Source organism: Streptomyces sp. CA-278952 (assembly GCF_028747205.1).
GTDB lineage: Bacteria > Actinomycetota > Actinomycetes > Streptomycetales > Streptomycetaceae > Streptomyces.
Genome location: NZ_CP112880.1, coordinates 902143 through 919274 on the forward strand (window position 1 = coordinate 902143; position 17132 = coordinate 919274).

16 protein-coding genes are annotated in these 17132 nt (G+C 70.1%); 7 read left to right on the forward strand and 9 right to left on the reverse strand.

Annotated features, from left to right (window positions below; genetic code table 11):
• From N7925_RS03880 to N7925_RS03900, 5 genes are all read right to left on the reverse strand, one after another.
• On the reverse strand, positions 1–873 hold the full coding sequence (locus N7925_RS03880; protein WP_265598101.1) for an MlaE family ABC transporter permease: 873 nt from the start codon (positions 871–873) through the stop codon (positions 1–3).
• Positions 870–1856 carry an ABC transporter ATP-binding protein gene (locus tag N7925_RS03885; protein WP_265598102.1) on the reverse strand — a complete coding sequence of 329 codons (987 nt, stop codon included), beginning with the start codon at positions 1854–1856 and terminating at the stop codon, positions 870–872. The genes N7925_RS03880 and N7925_RS03885 overlap by 4 nt, the downstream gene beginning before the upstream one ends.
• A 581-nt stretch (positions 1857–2437) precedes the next feature.
• Complete coding sequence (locus N7925_RS03890) at positions 2438–3934, reverse strand: DUF6801 domain-containing protein (protein ID WP_274343030.1); 1497 nt, start codon at positions 3932–3934, stop codon at positions 2438–2440.
• Positions 3935–4335: 401 nt separating this feature from the next.
• Entirely contained in the window at positions 4336–4992 is a 657-nt protein-coding gene (locus N7925_RS03895) for a hypothetical protein (protein WP_265598104.1), read from the reverse strand.
• A 213-nt stretch (positions 4993–5205) separates the two neighbouring features.
• On the reverse strand, positions 5206–6141 hold the full coding sequence (locus N7925_RS03900; RefSeq protein ID WP_274343031.1) for a hypothetical protein: 936 nt from the start codon (positions 6139–6141) through the stop codon (positions 5206–5208).
• A gap of 809 nt (positions 6142–6950) precedes the next feature.
• On the opposite strand from N7925_RS03900, the gene N7925_RS03905 reads away from it, so the two are divergent.
• The 7 genes from N7925_RS03905 to N7925_RS03935 all read left to right on the forward strand — a co-directional run bounded on the left by N7925_RS03905 (position 6951) and on the right by N7925_RS03935 (position 14474).
• Positions 6951–8165, forward strand: a complete 1215-nt coding sequence (locus tag N7925_RS03905) for a helix-turn-helix domain-containing protein (RefSeq protein WP_265598106.1) — start codon at positions 6951–6953, stop codon at positions 8163–8165.
• A gap of 201 nt (positions 8166–8366) precedes the next feature.
• Entirely contained in the window at positions 8367–8630 is a 264-nt protein-coding gene (locus tag N7925_RS03910) for a hypothetical protein (RefSeq protein ID WP_215110637.1), read from the forward strand.
• A 125-nt stretch (positions 8631–8755) separates the two neighbouring features.
• Positions 8756–9229 (forward strand): SCP2 sterol-binding domain-containing protein, encoded by a 474-nt coding sequence (locus N7925_RS03915; protein WP_265598107.1) that lies wholly within the window; start codon positions 8756–8758, stop codon positions 9227–9229.
• 4 nt (positions 9230–9233) lie between these two features.
• Positions 9234–10448, forward strand: coding sequence for an acyl-CoA dehydrogenase family protein (locus N7925_RS03920; protein ID WP_265598108.1), 1215 nt, complete (start codon positions 9234–9236; stop codon positions 10446–10448).
• A 440-nt stretch (positions 10449–10888) separates the two neighbouring features.
• The gene (locus N7925_RS03925) at positions 10889–11065 is read left to right on the forward strand and encodes a hypothetical protein (protein WP_158688564.1); all 177 of its coding nucleotides are present in this window, start codon (positions 10889–10891) and stop codon (positions 11063–11065) included.
• Between the two features lie 177 nt (positions 11066–11242).
• The gene (locus N7925_RS03930; RefSeq protein WP_274343032.1) at positions 11243–12118 is read left to right on the forward strand and encodes a hypothetical protein; all 876 of its coding nucleotides are present in this window, start codon (positions 11243–11245) and stop codon (positions 12116–12118) included.
• A 262-nt stretch (positions 12119–12380) separates the two neighbouring features.
• Positions 12381–14474: an MDR family MFS transporter gene (locus N7925_RS03935; protein WP_274343033.1), complete on the forward strand. Its 2094-nt coding sequence runs from the start codon at positions 12381–12383 to the stop codon at positions 14472–14474.
• Positions 14475–14525: 51 nt separating this feature from the next.
• Here the strand turns inward: N7925_RS03935 and N7925_RS03940 are convergent, their stop codons facing one another.
• Genes N7925_RS03940 through N7925_RS03955 form a run of 4 tightly spaced genes read right to left on the reverse strand, consistent with a single transcriptional unit; the run spans position 14526 to position 16948 of the window.
• The gene (locus tag N7925_RS03940; RefSeq protein WP_274343034.1) at positions 14526–14957 is read right to left on the reverse strand and encodes a YchJ family protein; all 432 of its coding nucleotides are present in this window, start codon (positions 14955–14957) and stop codon (positions 14526–14528) included.
• A 28-nt stretch (positions 14958–14985) separates the two neighbouring features.
• Positions 14986–15795: an SAM-dependent methyltransferase gene (locus tag N7925_RS03945; protein WP_274343035.1), complete on the reverse strand. Its 810-nt coding sequence runs from the start codon at positions 15793–15795 to the stop codon at positions 14986–14988.
• Positions 15796–15851: 56 nt separating this feature from the next.
• Positions 15852–16088 (reverse strand): DUF397 domain-containing protein, encoded by a 237-nt coding sequence (locus N7925_RS03950; RefSeq protein WP_018955330.1) that lies wholly within the window; start codon positions 16086–16088, stop codon positions 15852–15854.
• Positions 16088–16948: a helix-turn-helix domain-containing protein gene (locus tag N7925_RS03955; protein ID WP_265598113.1), complete on the reverse strand. Its 861-nt coding sequence runs from the start codon at positions 16946–16948 to the stop codon at positions 16088–16090. Before N7925_RS03955 ends, N7925_RS03950 begins: the two co-directional genes overlap by 1 nt.
• Between the last annotated feature and the right edge of the window lie 184 nt (positions 16949–17132).

Sequence of the window (17132 nt, forward strand, 5' to 3'; positions counted from 1 at the left end):
TCAGCTCCCCTTCGCGGGGACGATCTGGAGGTAGATCGCCGTGAGGACCATGTTCACGAAGAACAGCAGCATGAAGGTGATGACGACGGACTGGTTGACCGCGTCGCCGACGCCCTTGGGGCCGCCGCGTGGGTTGAGGCCCCGGTGGGCGGCGACGATGCCCGCGATGAAGCCGAAGATCAGGGCCTTGAACTCGCTGATGTAGAGGTCGGGCAGCTGGGCGAGGGCGGAGAAGCTCGCGAGGTACGCGCCCGGGGTGCCGTCCTGCATGATCACGTTGAAGAAGTAGCCGCCGAGGGTGCCGACCACGGAGACCAGGCCGTTGAGCAGGACGGCGACGAGCATGGTGGCGAGCACCCGGGGGACGACGAGGCGCTGGATGGGCGAGACGCCCATGACCTCCATCGCGTCGAGTTCCTCGCGGATCTTGCGGGAGCCGAGGTCGGCGCAGATCGCGGATCCGGCGGCCCCGGAGATCAGCAGCGCCACGATGATCGGGCTCGCCTGCTGGATCACCGCCAGCACGCTGGCGCCGCCGGTGAAGGACTGGGCGCCGAGCTGCTGGGTGAGGGAGCCGACCTGGAGGGCGATGACCGCGCCGAAGGGGATGGAGACGAGGGCGGCGGGCAGGATCGTGACGCTCGCGACGAACCAGAACTGCTCGATGAACTCGCGCACCTGGAAGGGGCGGCGGAAGATCGCCCGGGCCACCGCGACGGCGAGCGCGAAGAGCTTCCCGGTCTCGCGGAGCGGGGCGAGCAGCCGGGAGGGCCGCCGCTGTTCGGGCGCGGACGGTGCGGTCGCCCCGGGGTCGGTGGGCGGCGGGGGCTTCTCGGGCGGCTCGGCCGGCCGCACCGGCATCGGGGCGGTCACCTGCGCGCACCTCCCGCGGCCGGGGCGTAGCTGTCGAGGATCGCCGTACGGGCGGCCTCCGGCAGCCGGCCCATCATCGACATGACCCGCTCCCGGCGGCGCAGCGCGCCCTGGCGTACGGGCATCCCGGGCGAGGGCTCCAGCTGGGGGACGACGGTGCGGGGTCCGGTGCGCGGCGGCGCGGTGTCGGCCTGCTGCTCGGCGGCGAGGGTGGCGGCGTCCTTCTCCTCGGACATGCCGATGGGGCCTTCGCGGCGTCCGGCGAGGAACTGGGAGACGACCGGGGTGTCGCTGGTGAGGAGCACCTCGCGCGGGCCGAAGGTGACGAGGTTGCGGCAGAACAGCATCCCCATGTTGTCGGGGACGGTCGCCGCGATGTCGAGGTTGTGGGTGACGATGAGCATCGTCGCGTCGATCTGCGCGTTGAGGTCGATGAGGAGCTGCGACAGGTAGGCGGTGCGGACCGGGTCGAGGCCGGAGTCCGGCTCGTCGCAGAGGATGATCTGCGGGTCCAGGACCAGGGCGCGGGCGAGGCCGGCGCGCTTGCGCATGCCGCCGGATATCTCGCCGGGCAGCTTTCCCTCGGCGCCGAGGAGCCCGACGATGTCGATGCGCTCCATGACGATGCGGCGGATCTCGGATTCCTTCTTGCGGGTGTGCTCGCGCAACGGGAAGGCGATGTTGTCGAAGAGCGACATCGAGCCGAAGAGGGCCCCGTCCTGGAACATGAGGCCGAAGAGCTTCCGGGTCTCCATGATGTCGCGCTCGGAGCTGTTCACCATGTCGACGCCGTTGATGAGGACGCGTCCCTGTTCGGGCTTGAGCAGCCCGATGATGGATTTCAGGAAGACGGTCTTTCCGGTTCCGGAAGGACCGAGCATGACGCTCACTTCACCGGCGGGCAGGGTGAGGCTGACGTCCTGCCAGATGTTCTGCTTGCCGAAGGACTTCGTCAGGCCCTCGACGACTACTTCGATTCCCATCGGCCCTCCCTCGAAGTGGCGGTGAACGTGTTCATCGATTGGCGCTCCGGCTCTGAGAAAAGCGATGGCGGCTCGTCACACATGCACCAGGGGGCGCACGTTATGTCCGTCGAAACCGCCAGGGCAAGCCGTTGAACAGCGGAGATCGGCGGACGCGGGGCTGAGAATGGATCACTTGTCATTCGGTGACAAGGCCGGTTCCCGTCCTTGTCGAAATCTGCGCAAGCAGGGAGCGCTTGATCCGGTGGGCCCCAGGACCGGAGCGGAGCGAACCGGGCCCGGGTGTGCCCGCCGAACAGGCACGCAGTCGGTTTTGATCGGCACGTCTGGGACGCTACGGGCCGGTAACCTGACTTCGCAATACTGGGTACAGACTTTCCTCGGCGAGAATTCATGCGGGGCGGAGATTTGTTCGCGGGTGAGCAATCCGCGCGGCAAACCTGTCGGATGATGAGGAATCACACGACGGCCGGTGGGCAGAAAAGGGCCCTTCCGGTCGGGAAACCGGAAGGGCTCGGGGGTGGGCCGGCGCCCGGGGGTGTTCGGGTCAGCGCTCGGGAGGCGTTCGGGAGGCGTTCGGGTCAGCGCTCGGGCTTCGGCACCCTCGGCGGGCAGTCCGGCCCTTCCGGGTTCGTGGCCACGCACAGGGGCGCCTGGGTCATCTTGGTGTAGTTGTCGGCCTTCTTGCCCGGGCTGGAGATGGCCGAGGTGAAGATCGGGTCGAGGTCCTCCCCCACACCGCAGCCCTCGAAGGGCGGGATGTGGGCGTACCCGGTCAGGCTGCCGCCGGTCGCCACGAGGTAACCGGCCGGCGGATAGCTCTGGCCGTACCCTCTCAGCACCTGCTCGAAGGGGCGTACCGTGCGGCAGTCGGGGCCCACGTCCAGGGGGACGCCGTTCACCTCGACGTCGGAGAGCCGCATCACGAGCTGGGCCGTGACGGTCGTCTCCTCCGGATAGGTGGGCGTGTTGGTGACCGTGTGCGTGTGGATCGCGGCCGGGGGGCCCACCTGCTCCAGCGTCATCGTCGCGGTCGTCGGCATGAATCCGTAGCTGAGGAACGTGGCCTTCGTCGGGGGGAGTTGGCGACGCCCCTGGTAGTCGAAGTTCACCTCCGAGCTGACGTCGACGGTCGAGGCGCACGAGTCGTTGATGTAGCGCTTGTTGAGCACCACCTTCATGAACGCGGGCCCCAGCGCCGCCGCGCCGTCCAGCTTGGCGGCGTTGGCGTAGCCGGCCGCGTAGGTCTCGGCGGTGGTCATCACCCACTCGGGCGGGATCTCGATCGGGCAGCTGCCCGGGTCCTCGCCGTCCAGGGCTTCGAGCCGTTCGTCGGTGAGGGCGTCGATCTTCTCCCGGGCGCCGGGCGACAGGCCCTCGGCCGGCCGGGTGGGGGCCGGGTCCGGTGCGGGGTCGCTCGCCGACGGCTGGGGAGCGGGGGCCGTGGGGTCGCTGTCGCCGCGGACGGTGATCGCGGCGAGTTCGGGTTCCTGGCCCGGGGCCGGTTCGCAGGTGACGTCGAGCCCGGGGGGCGTGGTCGGCTCGCCGGATCCGGTGAGCGAGGACAGCGAGAGGGCGAGTTCGGCGGGGGCCAGCGTCGCGCGCCCGGGGCTGCCGAAGGAGACCGTCGGCACGTCACCGGTCGCGGTCAGGGCCAGGCCGCCCCCGTCGGGCCCGGGCAGGGCGACGGGCGGGGCGGTCAGATCCTGCCAGGAGGCGTCGGCGGACCGGTCGCCGACGGTGTTGCGGACGGTGAGCCGCGCGACGGCCGACAGGGTGGCGGCGTCCAGCTCCCCGAACCGGGCGAGCGCCGTGGGCTCCAGGTTCACCTCGACGGAGACCTGGGACGGGCGGATCTCCTCGCCGGTGCGGACCGAGGTGGGCAGCACCGCCGAGACGACGACGCCCACCTCCTCGGGCCCGGAGGGGAACGGGCAGGCGTAGCGGAGGGCGACCTCCGAGGTCTGTTCCGCGGCGGCCGACTCGGCGCTGGGGACGAGCGCGGTGGCGACGACGAGCGCCCCGCCCACGGCCCAGTGGATCGGTCGTCTCGCTGCGGCGCGTGCATCGACGGTCATACGGATGTGTCCTTCCGGCGCGCGTGGGCCCAGGGATGGCTGCGGACAGCGGGTCCACTTCTCGGCAACGACCCCTGCGGGCGGACGTCGAGCGGAGTTCGAACGGACGTCGAGCGGAGTTCGTCCGGACGTCGGGCGGGCTTCGGTGGTACGTCGGCCGGCCTCGGCCGTACGTCGGCCGGACGGGCGAGACGGCCCCTACCGACGGGTACGGTACGCACGCCGACGACGCCTGGGAAGAGCCGGGTTTCCGTTCGGATCACGGATGCTCGGACTTTGGCAGCCGGTGACAATCCACGGCCGCGCCCTTGTCGGCGGGTGCGCGACAACGGGGCGTGCCCGGCCGCCGGGTGCGCACGGCCGGGCACAACACTCAGGTGCGGGACGTCATCGGCGGTGGGTCACCCGCTGATGACCGGAGACTTGCCCGTCGCCGCGTTCACGATGGTGTACAGCCCCTGGAAGCTGGCGGTGGTGCCGACGATGCCGCAGCCGCCGCCGACCTTGTTCGCGATGGAGAGAGTGAGCCCGCCGCCCGCGGTGTTCAGCGTGCCGTTGCTGCCGCCCGCGCTCGGGTTGTTGTACTTGGCCGCGACCTTCCCGGTCACGTTGAAGGTGCAGGGGCCCAGGATGCTGCTCCCGGACACCTTCGCCTTGATCGTTCTGATCTCACCGGTCACCTGGCCCGTGGAGTTGGTGCCGGCGCCCGCCGCGTAGTCCAGGCCCCAGATCTCCCACGGCGGCGTGGTGGTCACCGTCCACGTCGAGCTGAACGGCCCGGTGCACGGCGAGTTGAACGAGATGCCCGAGATCGACGCGAGCTTGGCCGGGCTCCCGGCGACCGGGGAGGTCGGCGCCGAGCCCGAGGCGGCGGACGTCGCACACTGGATCTTGTTGCCGTTGTTGTCGGTCAGGACGGTCACTCCGGCGCTGCCGTTGAAGGCGCCGGTGGGGCTGATCGTCCAGCTGGTCGGCGCGGCGACGGCCGACGGGGCGGCCAGGACGACGGATGCCGCGGCGGCACCGATCGCGGTCAGGACACCGGTTCGCTTGAACATGGGGGTACTCCCTTTTCTCGTTCCGTTGGGGATTCGACTGAACGTGACTGGAGAGGCGCTTGCTCAGTTGCTCGCCGTGCCGGACGGTGCGGCACTCGGCGGGTCCACGGCACCGGCTCGTGTCGAGGTGCGCGGACAAGGAATGGGGGGCGGGTCGCGCATCACCTCCTGGGACTTCGGCGTCAGGGCGGGTCCGGCGGGCCGGGACCGGGGCTACCGCTTCGCGGAGTGCCAGAACTCGGACAGCTTCCTGCCCTCGTTCGGCGCGAGGCCGGCGGGGTCGTAGGGGCTGCCGAAGTACGTCGTGGTGGCGTCGAGCGTCACGCTGTTCTTTCCGGCGGCGGACGGGAGACCGGTCTTGAGATTCACCGCCCAGTCCAGGAGCCCGGCACCGCAGCCGCTGGCCCCGGGAACGGCGAACGTGGCGTCACCCTGGTCGGCGCCGTCGAAGGTGTAGCGCCCCATCTCGCCCTCGTCGTCGTTCGGGGTGCCGTCGGCCGAGAACCGCTGCAGTGAGAGGCTCGGCGCCGTCATGTTCTGGGGCTTCAGGAGCACCGGGTTGGAAGTGGTCCCGATGTAGCACTTGTCACCGAGGAACGGATTCTTGAGGTGGATGCGGACCGGGATGGTGAGAATGGGCTCACCGGTGGAGAATGCCGCGCTCATATGGAAGTCGCGTGGCGCTCCGGCCGGTTCGATGGTGGCTGTGATCCGGTTGAGATTGTTGTCCGTCAACTGGCGGCAGATTCCCGATACGAGCGGAATTCCGCTGGGACACATCAGTCCGATCAGCCCGCCGGGAACCTCCGCCGGGTCCGCGGTCAGCGCCCCCTCGGGAGGGGCCACCAGGGAGGCGGTGCCGTCGGGGCGCTGGATGACTCCGAGCTGCAGGTCGGTGTTGCCGGTGGGGACCTTCGTCTTGCCCAGCGTGATGGTTCCGGTGGCCGAGCTCGACGCTATGCAGGTCGCGATGGTGTTGAGGCCGTCCGCGGCCAGCATGGGGGCCGCGTCGACCGGGCAGCGGTCGAAGGGCGCCCAGTCACCGTTGAGCTGGGTGGCGGCGGTGGCCGAGCCGGTGGAGAGCAGAGCACTGAATGCCGTGAACGCCGCGAGCAGACCTACGCGGGTTCGATTGGAAACGGATCTCATGTCGTCCCCTCTGTCGGCCGCCGTGGCGCGGCCTCGTGCACGAAGTTGAGCGGTTTCGCAATGCGCGACCGCACCGCGGCGACTTCTCGACGGTGTCGGAGTCCCGGTGGGTCCGGGGGCGGAGGATCGGAGCATCAAATTTCGGGCAGATTTCGTGACCGAATTGATCGAGGCGTGATGTTACTCGCGGGAAACCGGGCGACACAATCCGTCCGTCTAAGATTCTTTGCATCGCACTCTTTTTGATCCGGAAATGAGCATCGGGACACCGTTCCCTTGTCAAGGAATGCGCACCCGGGGGCCGGCAATTGCGCAGCGGCGACCGGAACCCCGCGTGCCGTGCGTACCCGGCCCCCCGGGGGCGGGGGCGGCGGAAGTCCCGCCTCCGCCCACGCACGGATGGCGTGCAAATCAGCCACTCGGCCGAAAACGCTCAGCAAAAAGCGGCCACCCACCCGCATTCGCCGTGGTGAGCCGTCTGCACGCCCGTTCGTCACGAGGATCGACCGACACCGCGCGCACCACTGAGGGGACATCTCCGGGCAGCGGAACGGCTTTGTTGTCATCGTCGGAGCACGCGGCCGAAATTCATTGTCCGAAAGCGCGTAGTGCCGCCCGACCTGCACGGAAGTCGCACAGTGCGGCCGGGTTGTGTGCCCCCTGCACTTCGATCTTGTCCAAGTGGTGTGCAGTGCCTGTTCGTTGGTCTATCTTCGTCGCGAACTTGGTACGCACCTGTCGGTTCGTGGGAGCGCTTTCCCCCCACCGCCTCACCCCACCACCGGGCGCCGAGAGCAAGGGGACCTGTCATGCCACATCTCATACAGCCGCTGGATACCGAAGACCCGTTGGGGCCGCTCCCCCAGGAATTCGCGGCGATCATGCGGCCCGAACTGCCCAGCCTCATCAAGGAAATCGGCGTCGAGGTCACCCGGGCCTATCCGGAATACGCCCGGCTGCTCGACGGCCCGAACGGGCAGGCCATCCGGGTGGGCGTGGAGCAGAGCCTCGCCTCCTTCGTCGATCTGGTGGCCGAGCCCTCCTCCTCCACCACGCTCCGCGACGACATGTGCCGGCGCTTCGGACGGTTCGAGGCGTACGAGGGCCGGAGCATGGACACCCTCCAGGGGGCCTACCGGCTGGGCGCACGGGTGGCCCTGCGGCGGGCGAAGAAGGTCGGGCAGAGCTACCACCTGTCCCCCACCCTGATGCTGAGCTTCGCCGACGCGCTCTTCGCCTACGTCGACGAACTGGAATCGCTTTCCCGGGAGGGATTCCAGGAAGTGCAGTCCCAGTCGGGCGAGCACAGCGAGGCGCTGCGCCGCCGCCTGCTCCACCTCATCCTCGCCGGGCGCCCGGCCCCCGGCAGCGCCATCGCGGATCTGTGCGAGCAGGTCGGGTGGGCGCTGCCGGAAGAGGTCACACTGATCGCCGTCCGCGCCCCGGCGGAGCTGGACCGGCTCAGCGCGGACCGCGACCTCCTCGTCGATCTCAGCGCCCCGCAGCCCCATCTGCTCATCCCCGGAGCACTGGACGACACACGAAGAACCATGCTGGAACAGGCCCTGCCGGCCGGCCGCACGGCGATCGGGCTGACCGTGCCCACGGCGCTGGCCTGCGAGTCGATCCGCTGGGCCCGCCGGGTCCTGGAGCTCGTCGACTCCGGCGTGATCGACGACGCACCGCTGATCCGCTGCGAGGACCACCTCACCACCCTGTGGCTGCTGTCCGACCCCGCCCTGCTGGACCAGCTCGCCCAGCGGGAGCTGGCCGCCGTCGCGGGGATCAGCGCCACCCGCCGCGACCGGCTGGTCGAGACGCTGCGGATCTGGCTCGACACCCGGGGCACCGCGGCCCAGATGGGCGCACTGCTGGATGTCCACCCGCAGACCGTGCGCTACCGCATGCGGAGCCTGGAGACCATCTTCGGTGACCAACTCGTCGATCCCGAGAGCCGTTTCGCCACCGAGGCGGTGCTGCGCGCGTTGCGGCTGCGCTCCCGGGCCACGGGCACAACCCCCTGATCCGGATCACGTTCGGCGCGGCGGGTCAACTTACCGGCGCGTAAGGCGAAATAGACGGTCAGTCCCAAACGGTTGCGACACGGAGACGTATCCGACGAGAAACCCGGAACCACGTCCCGTACACAGGAAGGAACCTGCCGCCCATCAGGCGGCAGGCCCCGTGCACCGCCTCCTGGCCAACCATCCGAGAGGGAACGTCCCATGACCGCCTCGCACCTCCTCGTCCCCGTGCCGATCCCGGACCGGGTCGCCGCGCTGATCGGTTCGTGCATTCCGCCGCACATCCTCCAGGCGGAGTTCGACGCCGACTGCGCGGCCCGCGAGGTACGCAGGTTCCGCGGCCCCCGGCTCGGCGTCGAGGACCAGGCCGACCGCGAACAGGCCCTCTCCGACCTGGCCCGCGCCAACAAGATGCTGGCCGCGCACCACCCCGGACTCGCCGTGCTCCCGGGCTCACCCTTCTGACCGCCTCCCACCCCTCACCGCCCGCCTTCCCCCTCACCACGACCGGCCGCGGACCGGCCTTGCGGGGCGCCGCCACTCCCCTTACCTTACTCAAAAGTAAGTTTACTTTGGAGTAAGGAACTGGCGTGGACGGAACCAGCAGCGGCAACCTCACCGACGACCTGTCCGGGCTCGACTTCTCGGCGGTCGCACCCGAGGAGTTCGCCCGCATCGTCAAGAGCCTGTCCGCGAAGCAGCTCGCCGAGGTCATGCGGGGCGAGCTGCGCACCCGGATACTCGGCGAGGTCTTCGGCCGGATGAAGCAGCGGTTCCGGCCCGAGGCGGCCGGCGGCCTCACCGCGCTGATCCGCTGGAGGATCACCGGGGAGAGCGACGCCTTCTACGAGACCGCCATAGCCGACGGAGCCTGCCGGGTCACCCCCGGCCGCTCGGACGCCGAACCGCGCACCACGCTGACGATGGGGGACGCGGAGTTCCTCAAGCTCGTCTCCGGCAACGGCAATCCCGTCACCATGTTCATGACGCGCAAGCTCAAGGTCGCCGGTGACGTCGGCCTCGCCTCCGGCCTGACCCGCTACTTCGACATCCCGAAGGCGTGAGCCCATGAGCTTCTTCTCCCTCGCCCTGACCGAGGAGCAGCAGGACCTGCGCGACTGGGTGCACGGCTTCGCCGCCCAGGTGGTACGCCCGGCCGCCGCCGAGTGGGATGCCCGGGAGGAAACCCCCTGGCCGGTGATCCAGGAGGCCGCCCGGATCGGGCTGTACGGATTCGAGTCGCTCGCCGACCTGTACGGGGACCCCACGGGGCTCTCCCTCCAGATCGCCAACGAGGAGCTGTTCTGGGGCGACGCCGGCATCGGCATGGCCCTGTTCGGCACCTCGCTCGCGGTCGCCGGAATCTTCGCCTCCGGCACCCCGGACCAGCTCGCCGAGTGGGTGCCGCAGTGCTACGGGGACGAGGACGACCCGAAGGTCGCCGCCTTCTGCGTATCCGAACCGGGGGCCGGCTCCGACGTCTCCGCGATGACGACGAAGGCCCGCTACATCGAGGCGAGCGACTCCTGGGTGATCTCCGGTCAGAAGGCGTGGATCACCAACGGCGGCATAGCCGAGGTCCACGTCGTCGTCGCCTCGGTCGATCCAGCGCTCGGGGCCCGCGGACAGGCCGCGTTCATCGTGCCGCCCGGCACGAAGGGCCTGACGGCGGGCCGTACGGTCAAGAAGCTGGGGCTGCGCGCCTCGCACACCGCGGATCTCTTCCTCGACGAGGTGACCGTACCGGGGCACTGTCTGCTGGGCGGGAAGGAGAAGCTGGACGCCCGCCTCGCCAGGGCACGCGAGGGCGGCACCGCCAAGGGCCAGGCGGCGATGGCGACTTTCGAGGTCAGCCGCCCGACCGTGGCGGCGCAGGCACTCGGCATCGCCCGGGCTGCCTACGAGTACGCCCTGGAATACGCCGGTGAGCGCGAGGCGTTCGGCAGGCCGATCATCGAGAACCAGTCGATCGCCTTCGCCCTGGCCGATATCCGCACCGAGATCGAGGCCGTACGTCTGCTGATCTGGCAGGCCGCCTGGATGGCCCGCAACGACCGGACCTTCGACGCGGGCCAGGGCTCCATGGCGAAGCTGCGGGCCGGAGAACTCGCGGTCGCGGCAACGGAGAAGGCGGTCCAGGTCCTCGGCGGCGCGGGCTACAGCCGGGAGCATCCGGTGGAGCGGATGTACCGCGACGCGAAGATCTACACCATCTTCGAGGGCACCAGCGAGATCCAGCGCCTCGTCATCGCGCGGGCGATCTCGGGTCGGCACATCCGCTGAGGCGGAAGCGGAGGCGGCGGAGGCGGAGGCCGGGGGTGGCGGCCTGATCCGCTCCTGATCCGGTCTTCATCCGGTCCTCACCGGTCCTCATCCGCCCAGAATCCGTGTGATCCTCGTCGCCCCGAACGCGTAGACCGATGTGGAACGGCGCCGTGGAAATCTCCGTCGGGCCAGGCCGGACGGAGATCGTCACCGAGCGCGTCGGGGCGGGTACGCAACAGCGCCGAGGCCGCGCCGCACGTCGCCGACGTGCGGCAACAGGGTTCGGATCGTCCGGTCGTGACGATCCGCGGCGACCGGTGAGGACGGCGTGGAGAGCGCCGCGACCCGGTACGACAGCGGGTCGGCACGGCCTCGGGGCCGACGACGAACGGTGCCCGTGGTGGGCCCCACACGTTTGACCGGTGCCTCTCCGGCTCCCCTGCCACTAGCCTCTTCACATGACCTCCACTTCGACCGAGCCGACGCCTGCCCGCCCGATGGTTGAGCTGAACGCGGAGATCCGCGCTCTGGTCGCCGACGGCGGTGTGGTGTCGCCCGAGGGCCGCCGGGAGTACGAGCGGCTGCTCGTCGAGTGGGTGGCGGCCGTACGGGGCGGGTCCACGGACGCTGTCTGACCCGCGGGGCCGCGGGCTGCCACCGGAAGCGGTGAGGGCCCGGGCGCGAGGGCATCCGGGCGTACGAGGATCCGGGCGCGAGGGCTTCCGGGCGTAGGGGAACCACCCGCTCCGCAGGGCCGGCCGGGCGTCGGCGATAGTGATCGTCCGTCCGCGTCCTGACCCCGGGAGAACCTCATGACCGCCGCGTCACCCGCCGGCGCACGCCGCCCGTCCCTCCTGCTCGTCACCGATCTCGCGTACGAGGCCCGCGGCCGCCGCTACTGCGACGAGGACATCTACCTCGGCTCCCGGCTGCGCGAGTCGTTCGACGTCGCTCTCTGCCACCCCCGGGACGCGGCCGCGTTGCTGGAGGGCTTCGACACCGTGCTCGTCCGCAACAGCGGGCCGGTGCTGCACCACCGGGAGGCGTACGACGCGTACCGCTCCCGGGCCAGGGAGCTGGGGACGCCGGTCTACAACCCGCTGGGCGGGCGTGGTGACATGGCGGGCAAGCAGTATCTGGTCGAGATGGACCGGGCCGGCCTGCCGGTCATCCCCACGGTGGACCGGGCGGCGGAGCTGCCGAGGCTGCCCGACGCGCCCGCCTACGTGGTCAAGCCGAAGCAGGGGGCGGACTCGGTCGGGCTGCGTTTCGTCACGGCGGCGGAGGCGGCCACCGAGCTGGAGCGTGCGGACGAGGGTTCGCTCCTCGTCCAGCCGCGCATCGACTTCCGCCACGAGGTGTCCTTCTACTTCGTCGACCACGACTTCCAGTACGCGCTGTACGCGCCGGACCCGGAACGGCGCTGGGTGCTGGAGCCGTACGCGGCGAGCGCGGAGGATCTGGCGTTCGCCCGGCGCTTCATCGCCTGGAACTCCCTCGACCACGGGATCCAGCGGGTCGACGCCTGCCGGACGGCGGACGGCGCGCTGCTGCTCGTCGAGCTGGAGGACCTCAACCCGTATCTGTCGCTCGACCGGGTCGGCGAGGACGTCCGTGAGGCGTTCGTGGCGCGGCTGAAGACGTCGATCGCCTCGCTACTGCCCCGCCAGGGCGTGTTTCGAAAGTAGCGCCGTCCGCCCGGAGGGCGGGCTCGGCGGCGTCTGGTGCGTGCGATCGCAAGGCGGAGGGTCGCCCCGATACTGGATGTATCGGGGTGATCCCGACAACGCGGCGAGGGATGGGGTCTCCCCTGCTCGAGCGAAGCCGAGAGCTTGGGGAAGTGCCAGGCGTCGCCGAGCAGGCGGGACTTTCGAAACACGCCCTGAGGGCCGACCCCCGTCCGGACCGCCCCCGCATGCGGGGGCGTGGGGCCGGTGTGAGGGTGCAGAGGTGACCACTGCCAGCGAGCAAGCTCCCGCCGCGCAGAGTGCCGCCGCGCCGCCGCCCGTCCTCGACCGGCGGCGGCGGAACATCGTCTTCGCGACGATCGTGCTGGGCATGCTGCTCGCGGCCCTGGACCAGACGATCGTGGGCACGGCCCTGCCGACGATCGTCTCGGAGCTGGGCGGGGCCGCGCACATGTCGTGGGTGGTCACCGCCTATCTGCTGGCGGAGACGGTGGCCACCGTCCTGGTGGGCAAGTTCGGTGACCTGTTCGGGCGGAAGCTGGTCTTCCAGGTCTCGGCGATCATCTTCATCACGGGTTCGTTCCTGTGCGGCCTCGCGTCGGACATGCTGCTGCTGATCATCTGGCGCGGTATGCAGGGCATCGGCGCGGGCGGCCTCATGGTCACGTCGATGGCGTTGATCGCGGACGTGATCCCGCTGCGCGAACGGGGCAAGTACCAGGGCGCGATCGGGGCGGTGTTCGGCATCTCGACGGTGATCGGGCCGCTGCTCGGCGGGCTCTTCACCGACCATCTGACCTGGCGCTGGGCGTTCTACGTCAACGTGCCGATCGCCATCGTGGTGGTGATCGCCGCCGCCCGGAACATTCCATCGGTGAAGGCCGCCGGCCGGCCGGTCATCGACTACGCCGGGATCGCGCTGGTCACCGTCGGGGCGAGCGCGCTGATCCTGGCGACGAGCTGGGGCGGGAACGAGTACGCCTGGGGCTCGCCCATGATCATCGGGCTGTTCGCCGGCGGGCTGCTCGCGCTGGCGCTGTTCTGCGTGGTGGAGACGCGGGCGGAGGAACCGATGCTGCCGATGCGGCTGTTCCGCAACCCGGTGTTCACGGTCTGCTCGATCCTCAGCTTCATCGTGGGGTTCGCGATGCTCGGCTCGATGATCTTCCTGCCGACCTATCTCCAGTACGTGGACGGGGACTCGGCGACGCTCTCGGGGGTGCGGACGCTGCCGCTGGTCGTCGGTCTGCTGGCCGCCTCGATCTTCAGCGGCAACGTGGTGAGCAAGACGGGCCGCTACCGGGTGTTCCCGATCGTGGGGACGCTGGTCATGGCGGCCGGGCTGTTCCTGCTGTCCCGGATGGGGCCGGGGACCGGCGTCTGGCTCGAGTCGCTCTACATGGTGGTGCTGGGGCTCGGCATCGGTCTGGCCATGCAGGTGCTGACGATCGCCGTGCAGAACACCGTCGACTACGAGGACCTGGGCACGGCCACGTCGGGCGTGACGTTCTTCCGCACCCTGGGCAGCGCCTTCGGCACGGCGGTGTTCGGCACCATCTACGCCAACGCGCTGAAGCCGAACCTCACCGACGGCGTCGCGCGGGCGGTGGCGGCGGGCGGCGACCCGGCGGCCCTGGCCCGCGCCTCGCAGAACCCGCAGGCGCTGCACGCGCTGCCCGCTGCCCAGTCGGAACCGCTGGCCCTGGCCTACGCGGACACCCTGCACACCGTGTTCCTGTGGACGGTGCCCGTCGCCCTGATCGGCTTCGTCGTCGCGCTGTTCCTGAAGGAGGTGAAGCTGCGGGACTCGGCCCGGCTCGGGTCGACGGACATGGGCGAGGGCTTCGCCCAGCCGGGCAGTGGGGACTCGGCGAAGGTCCTGGAGTACTCCGTGGCCACGATCCTGCACGGCGCCGGCCCGGACACCGCCCGGCAGATCACCGCCGGGTCCGACACCCGCCTCGACCTGGCGGGGGCCTGGGCGGTGATGCAGGTGGACCTCTTCACCCGGATGGTGGGCCACGCGGGCCTCGGGCTGATCGCGGCCCGGCACCGCGTCCCGCCGGAGGTGCTGGTGCCCGTCTTCGACCGGATGATCGAGGAGGGCTATCTGACGGGCGACGGCCGGATCTTCTCGCACACCGCGGCGGGCCGGCGCGAGGCCGCGGTGATCTCCGACGCCTGGGGCCACTGGCTCAACGAGCGCCTGGCCGAGGACGGCGCCCGACCCGACGACCGTCAGCTCCGGGCCACCGTGGACGTGATCGCCAAACGGCTGCTGGCGGAGGACCTGGCCCAGGAGCTGTCCCCGGCGGCCGGTCCCGGCGGTTCGAGGCGGGTGGGGGCACCGGTCTGAGGCCCGGGGCCCGGCCCGCTCCCGGTCGCGGCCCCTGCCGTACGGGCGGGCTCAGTCGACGAAGACGGCCGTCGTGTAGACCCAGGCGCCCTCGTGCCGGACGAAGCGGCTCTTCTCGTGGAGGGAGTCGGGGCGACCGTCGTCGGTGTAGTGGGCGCGGAAGGTGACCGTCCCGGTGGAGTGGAAGGCGCTGCCCTCGGTGGTGTCCAGGATGTCCAGCCCCGTCCAACGCATCGCGGGGTCGAAGTCGACGCCGGGCGGCCGGGTCCCGGGGTGCCAGGTGCGCAGCAGGTACGCCGCGTCCCGGACGACGAAGGCCGCGTACCGGGAGCGCATCAGGGCCTCGCAGGTCGGCGCGGCGGCGCCGGCGGAGTGGAAGCGGCCGCAGCACTCCCCATAGGCGGCGGGCAGGCCGCAGGGGCACGGGGAGGCGGAGGTGATCCGCGCGGCGGCGGGGCCCGGCCGGGAGGTGCGTCGTGACATGGGTCCATTGTGACGCGTGGCGGCGGGCTCAGGGTTTGCGGGCCACGCCGGCGTAGCCGGGGATCGGCTCGTCGCCCGGGACGTCGATGACCTCCCCGAGCTCCGGATGCCAGTCGGCGGAGAGCGAGACGCCCGGCTCGACGAGTTCGAGACCGTCGAAGAACGCCGTGAGTTCGGCGCGGCTGCGGGGACGCAACGTCATCCCGCGCGCCTTGTACATGGCCCGTGCCTGCGCGGCGCCCTCCGGGTTGAAGTCGCCGGTGGTGTGCGAGAGCACGAGATAGCTGCCGGAGGGTAGCTGCTCGACCAGCTTGTCGACCAGTTCGCCCGCGCCGTCCTCGTCGTCGATGAAGTGCAGCAGGGCCAGCATCGACAGGGCGATCGGCTCGTCGAAGTCGAGGACCTTGCCGGCCTCCGCCAGGATGGTCTCCGGCCTGCGGGCGTCGGCCTGGATGTACTCGGTGGCGCCCTCGGGCGTGGAGCGGAGCAGCGCCGCCGCGTGGGCGAGCACGATCGGGTCGTTGTCGCAGTAGACGACGCGTGCGTCGGGGGCGGTCCTCTGGGCGATCTGGTGGAGGTTCGGCTCGGTGGGTATGCCGGTGCCGATGTCCAGGAACTGGCGCACCCCGCTCTCGGCGAGCCGGCGGGTGGCCCGGTGCATGAACGCCCGGTTGACCCGCGCCATGTCGCGGCCCCGCGCGTCCAGGGCGAGCAGCTGTCGCGCCATCTGTTCGTCGACCGGGTAGTTGTCCTTGCCGCCGAGGAACCAGTCGTACATCCGGGCCGGATGCGGCTTGCTGGTGTCGATCTCGATGGAGTGGGGTTCTTGCCCGGTCATGGCGTGCTCCGTGGTCGGGTGTCCGTACAGAGTCCGTACAGAGGAGGGGTCAGCTGTCAGGTGAGAAGGAAGTCGGCCTGACCTGCCTTGGCTCCCTGGATGAACGCGGCGATCTCGCCGTTGGAGTAGATGAGAGCGGGGCCGTCCGGGTCGGCGGACTGGCGTACGGCGACCCGCCCGTCGGCGAGCTTCATGGCCTCGACGCAGTTGCCGCCGTTCCCGCCGCTCCACGGCTTGTACCAGCCTTCGGAGCCGAGGTCACCGGCGGGCATGCCGTTGTATATGTGGTTCATCACAGCTCCTTGCGGAAGTCCCGGAGGATTTCCTTCGTGCGTTGTGCAGTCGCGGCCTGAGCCGCCATGCGGTCCATGACTTCGAGATAGGAGGCCACCTCGGGTCGGGCGTCGAAGTAGACGGCTCCGGTCAGGTACTCGCTGTAGACCATGTCGGGGAGTTCGGGGATGGCGAACCGGAAGAGGACGAACGGCCCGTAGGTTCCCGGGTGGTGGCCGGTGGCGAACTCCGCGATCTGCAGCGTGACGTGGGGAAGCTCCGTGGCTTCGAGCAGCTTGTCGATCTGCCCGCGCATCGCCTGCGCGCTGCCGACGGGTCGCCGCAGGACGGTCTCGTCCATGATCACCCACAGTCGGGGAGCGTCCTCCTTGGCCAGCAGGGACTGGCGCTCCATCCGCAGCGCCACATGGCGCTCGATGTCCTCGGGCCGGGTCTGGCCGACGGCTCCGGTCCGCATCACGGAACGTGCGTAGTCCTCGGTCTGGAGGAGTCCGGGCACGAAGTGCGGCTCGTACATGCGCAGCAGGCTCGCCGCGCCCTCCAGGCTGACGTACATGCTGAACCAGTCGGGCAGGACGTCGTGGAAACGCTGCCACCAGCCCGGCTTGTTCGCCTCCTCGGCCAGGTCGACGAAGGCGTCGGCCTCCTGGTCGGCGATGCCGTACGCCTTCAGCAGCAGCTGGACGTAGGGGATCTTCAGCCCGACCTCGGCCGTTTCCATTCTGCGTATCGTCGCCGGGGCGACCCTGAGCACCTTCGCCGCCTGGTCACGGGTCAGACCGACACGCTCGCGCAGATCCTGCAGGCGCTTGCCGAGAACGACCTGGCCCACGGTCGGGGCGGACCGCGGTTCGCTCACTTCAGACCTCCCCATGCGCTGTTTTGCGAGCAGTGTGCCATGCGTGCGCCCCCAACGACACAGTCACTCTGGAAATTTCAGAGTGCCTCTTGCCAAGTGTCATCGTCAGGGGGAGAGTTGGCTCCCGAACCAGTTCGCTCAGTCACGCCCGCCCCCGATCACCCGGGGAACGAAGCGTGACGCA

What these genes read in the sequence shown, in the direction of transcription:
- N7925_RS03885 (WP_265598102.1), bottom strand. Translation starts at nt 1,856, where the DNA reads ATGGGAATCGAAGTAGTCGTCGAGGGCCTGACGAAGTCCTTCGGCAAG.
- N7925_RS03890 (WP_274343030.1), bottom strand. Translation starts at nt 3,934, where the DNA reads ATGACCGTCGATGCACGCGCCGCAGCGAGACGACCGATCCACTGGGCC.
- N7925_RS03895 (WP_265598104.1), bottom strand. Translation starts at nt 4,992, where the DNA reads ATGTTCAAGCGAACCGGTGTCCTGACCGCGATCGGTGCCGCCGCGGCA.
- N7925_RS03900 (WP_274343031.1), bottom strand. Translation starts at nt 6,141, where the DNA reads ATGAGATCCGTTTCCAATCGAACCCGCGTAGGTCTGCTCGCGGCGTTC.
- N7925_RS03905 (WP_265598106.1), top strand. Translation starts at nt 6,951, where the DNA reads ATGCCACATCTCATACAGCCGCTGGATACCGAAGACCCGTTGGGGCCG.
- N7925_RS03910 (WP_215110637.1), top strand. Translation starts at nt 8,367, where the DNA reads ATGACCGCCTCGCACCTCCTCGTCCCCGTGCCGATCCCGGACCGGGTC.
- N7925_RS03920 (WP_265598108.1), top strand. Translation starts at nt 9,234, where the DNA reads ATGAGCTTCTTCTCCCTCGCCCTGACCGAGGAGCAGCAGGACCTGCGC.
- N7925_RS03925 (WP_158688564.1), top strand. Translation starts at nt 10,889, where the DNA reads ATGACCTCCACTTCGACCGAGCCGACGCCTGCCCGCCCGATGGTTGAG.
- N7925_RS03930 (WP_274343032.1), top strand. Translation starts at nt 11,243, where the DNA reads ATGACCGCCGCGTCACCCGCCGGCGCACGCCGCCCGTCCCTCCTGCTC.
- N7925_RS03940 (WP_274343034.1), bottom strand. Translation starts at nt 14,957, where the DNA reads ATGTCACGACGCACCTCCCGGCCGGGCCCCGCCGCCGCGCGGATCACC.
- N7925_RS03945 (WP_274343035.1), bottom strand. Translation starts at nt 15,795, where the DNA reads ATGACCGGGCAAGAACCCCACTCCATCGAGATCGACACCAGCAAGCCG.
- N7925_RS03950 (WP_018955330.1), bottom strand. Translation starts at nt 16,088, where the DNA reads ATGAACCACATATACAACGGCATGCCCGCCGGTGACCTCGGCTCCGAA.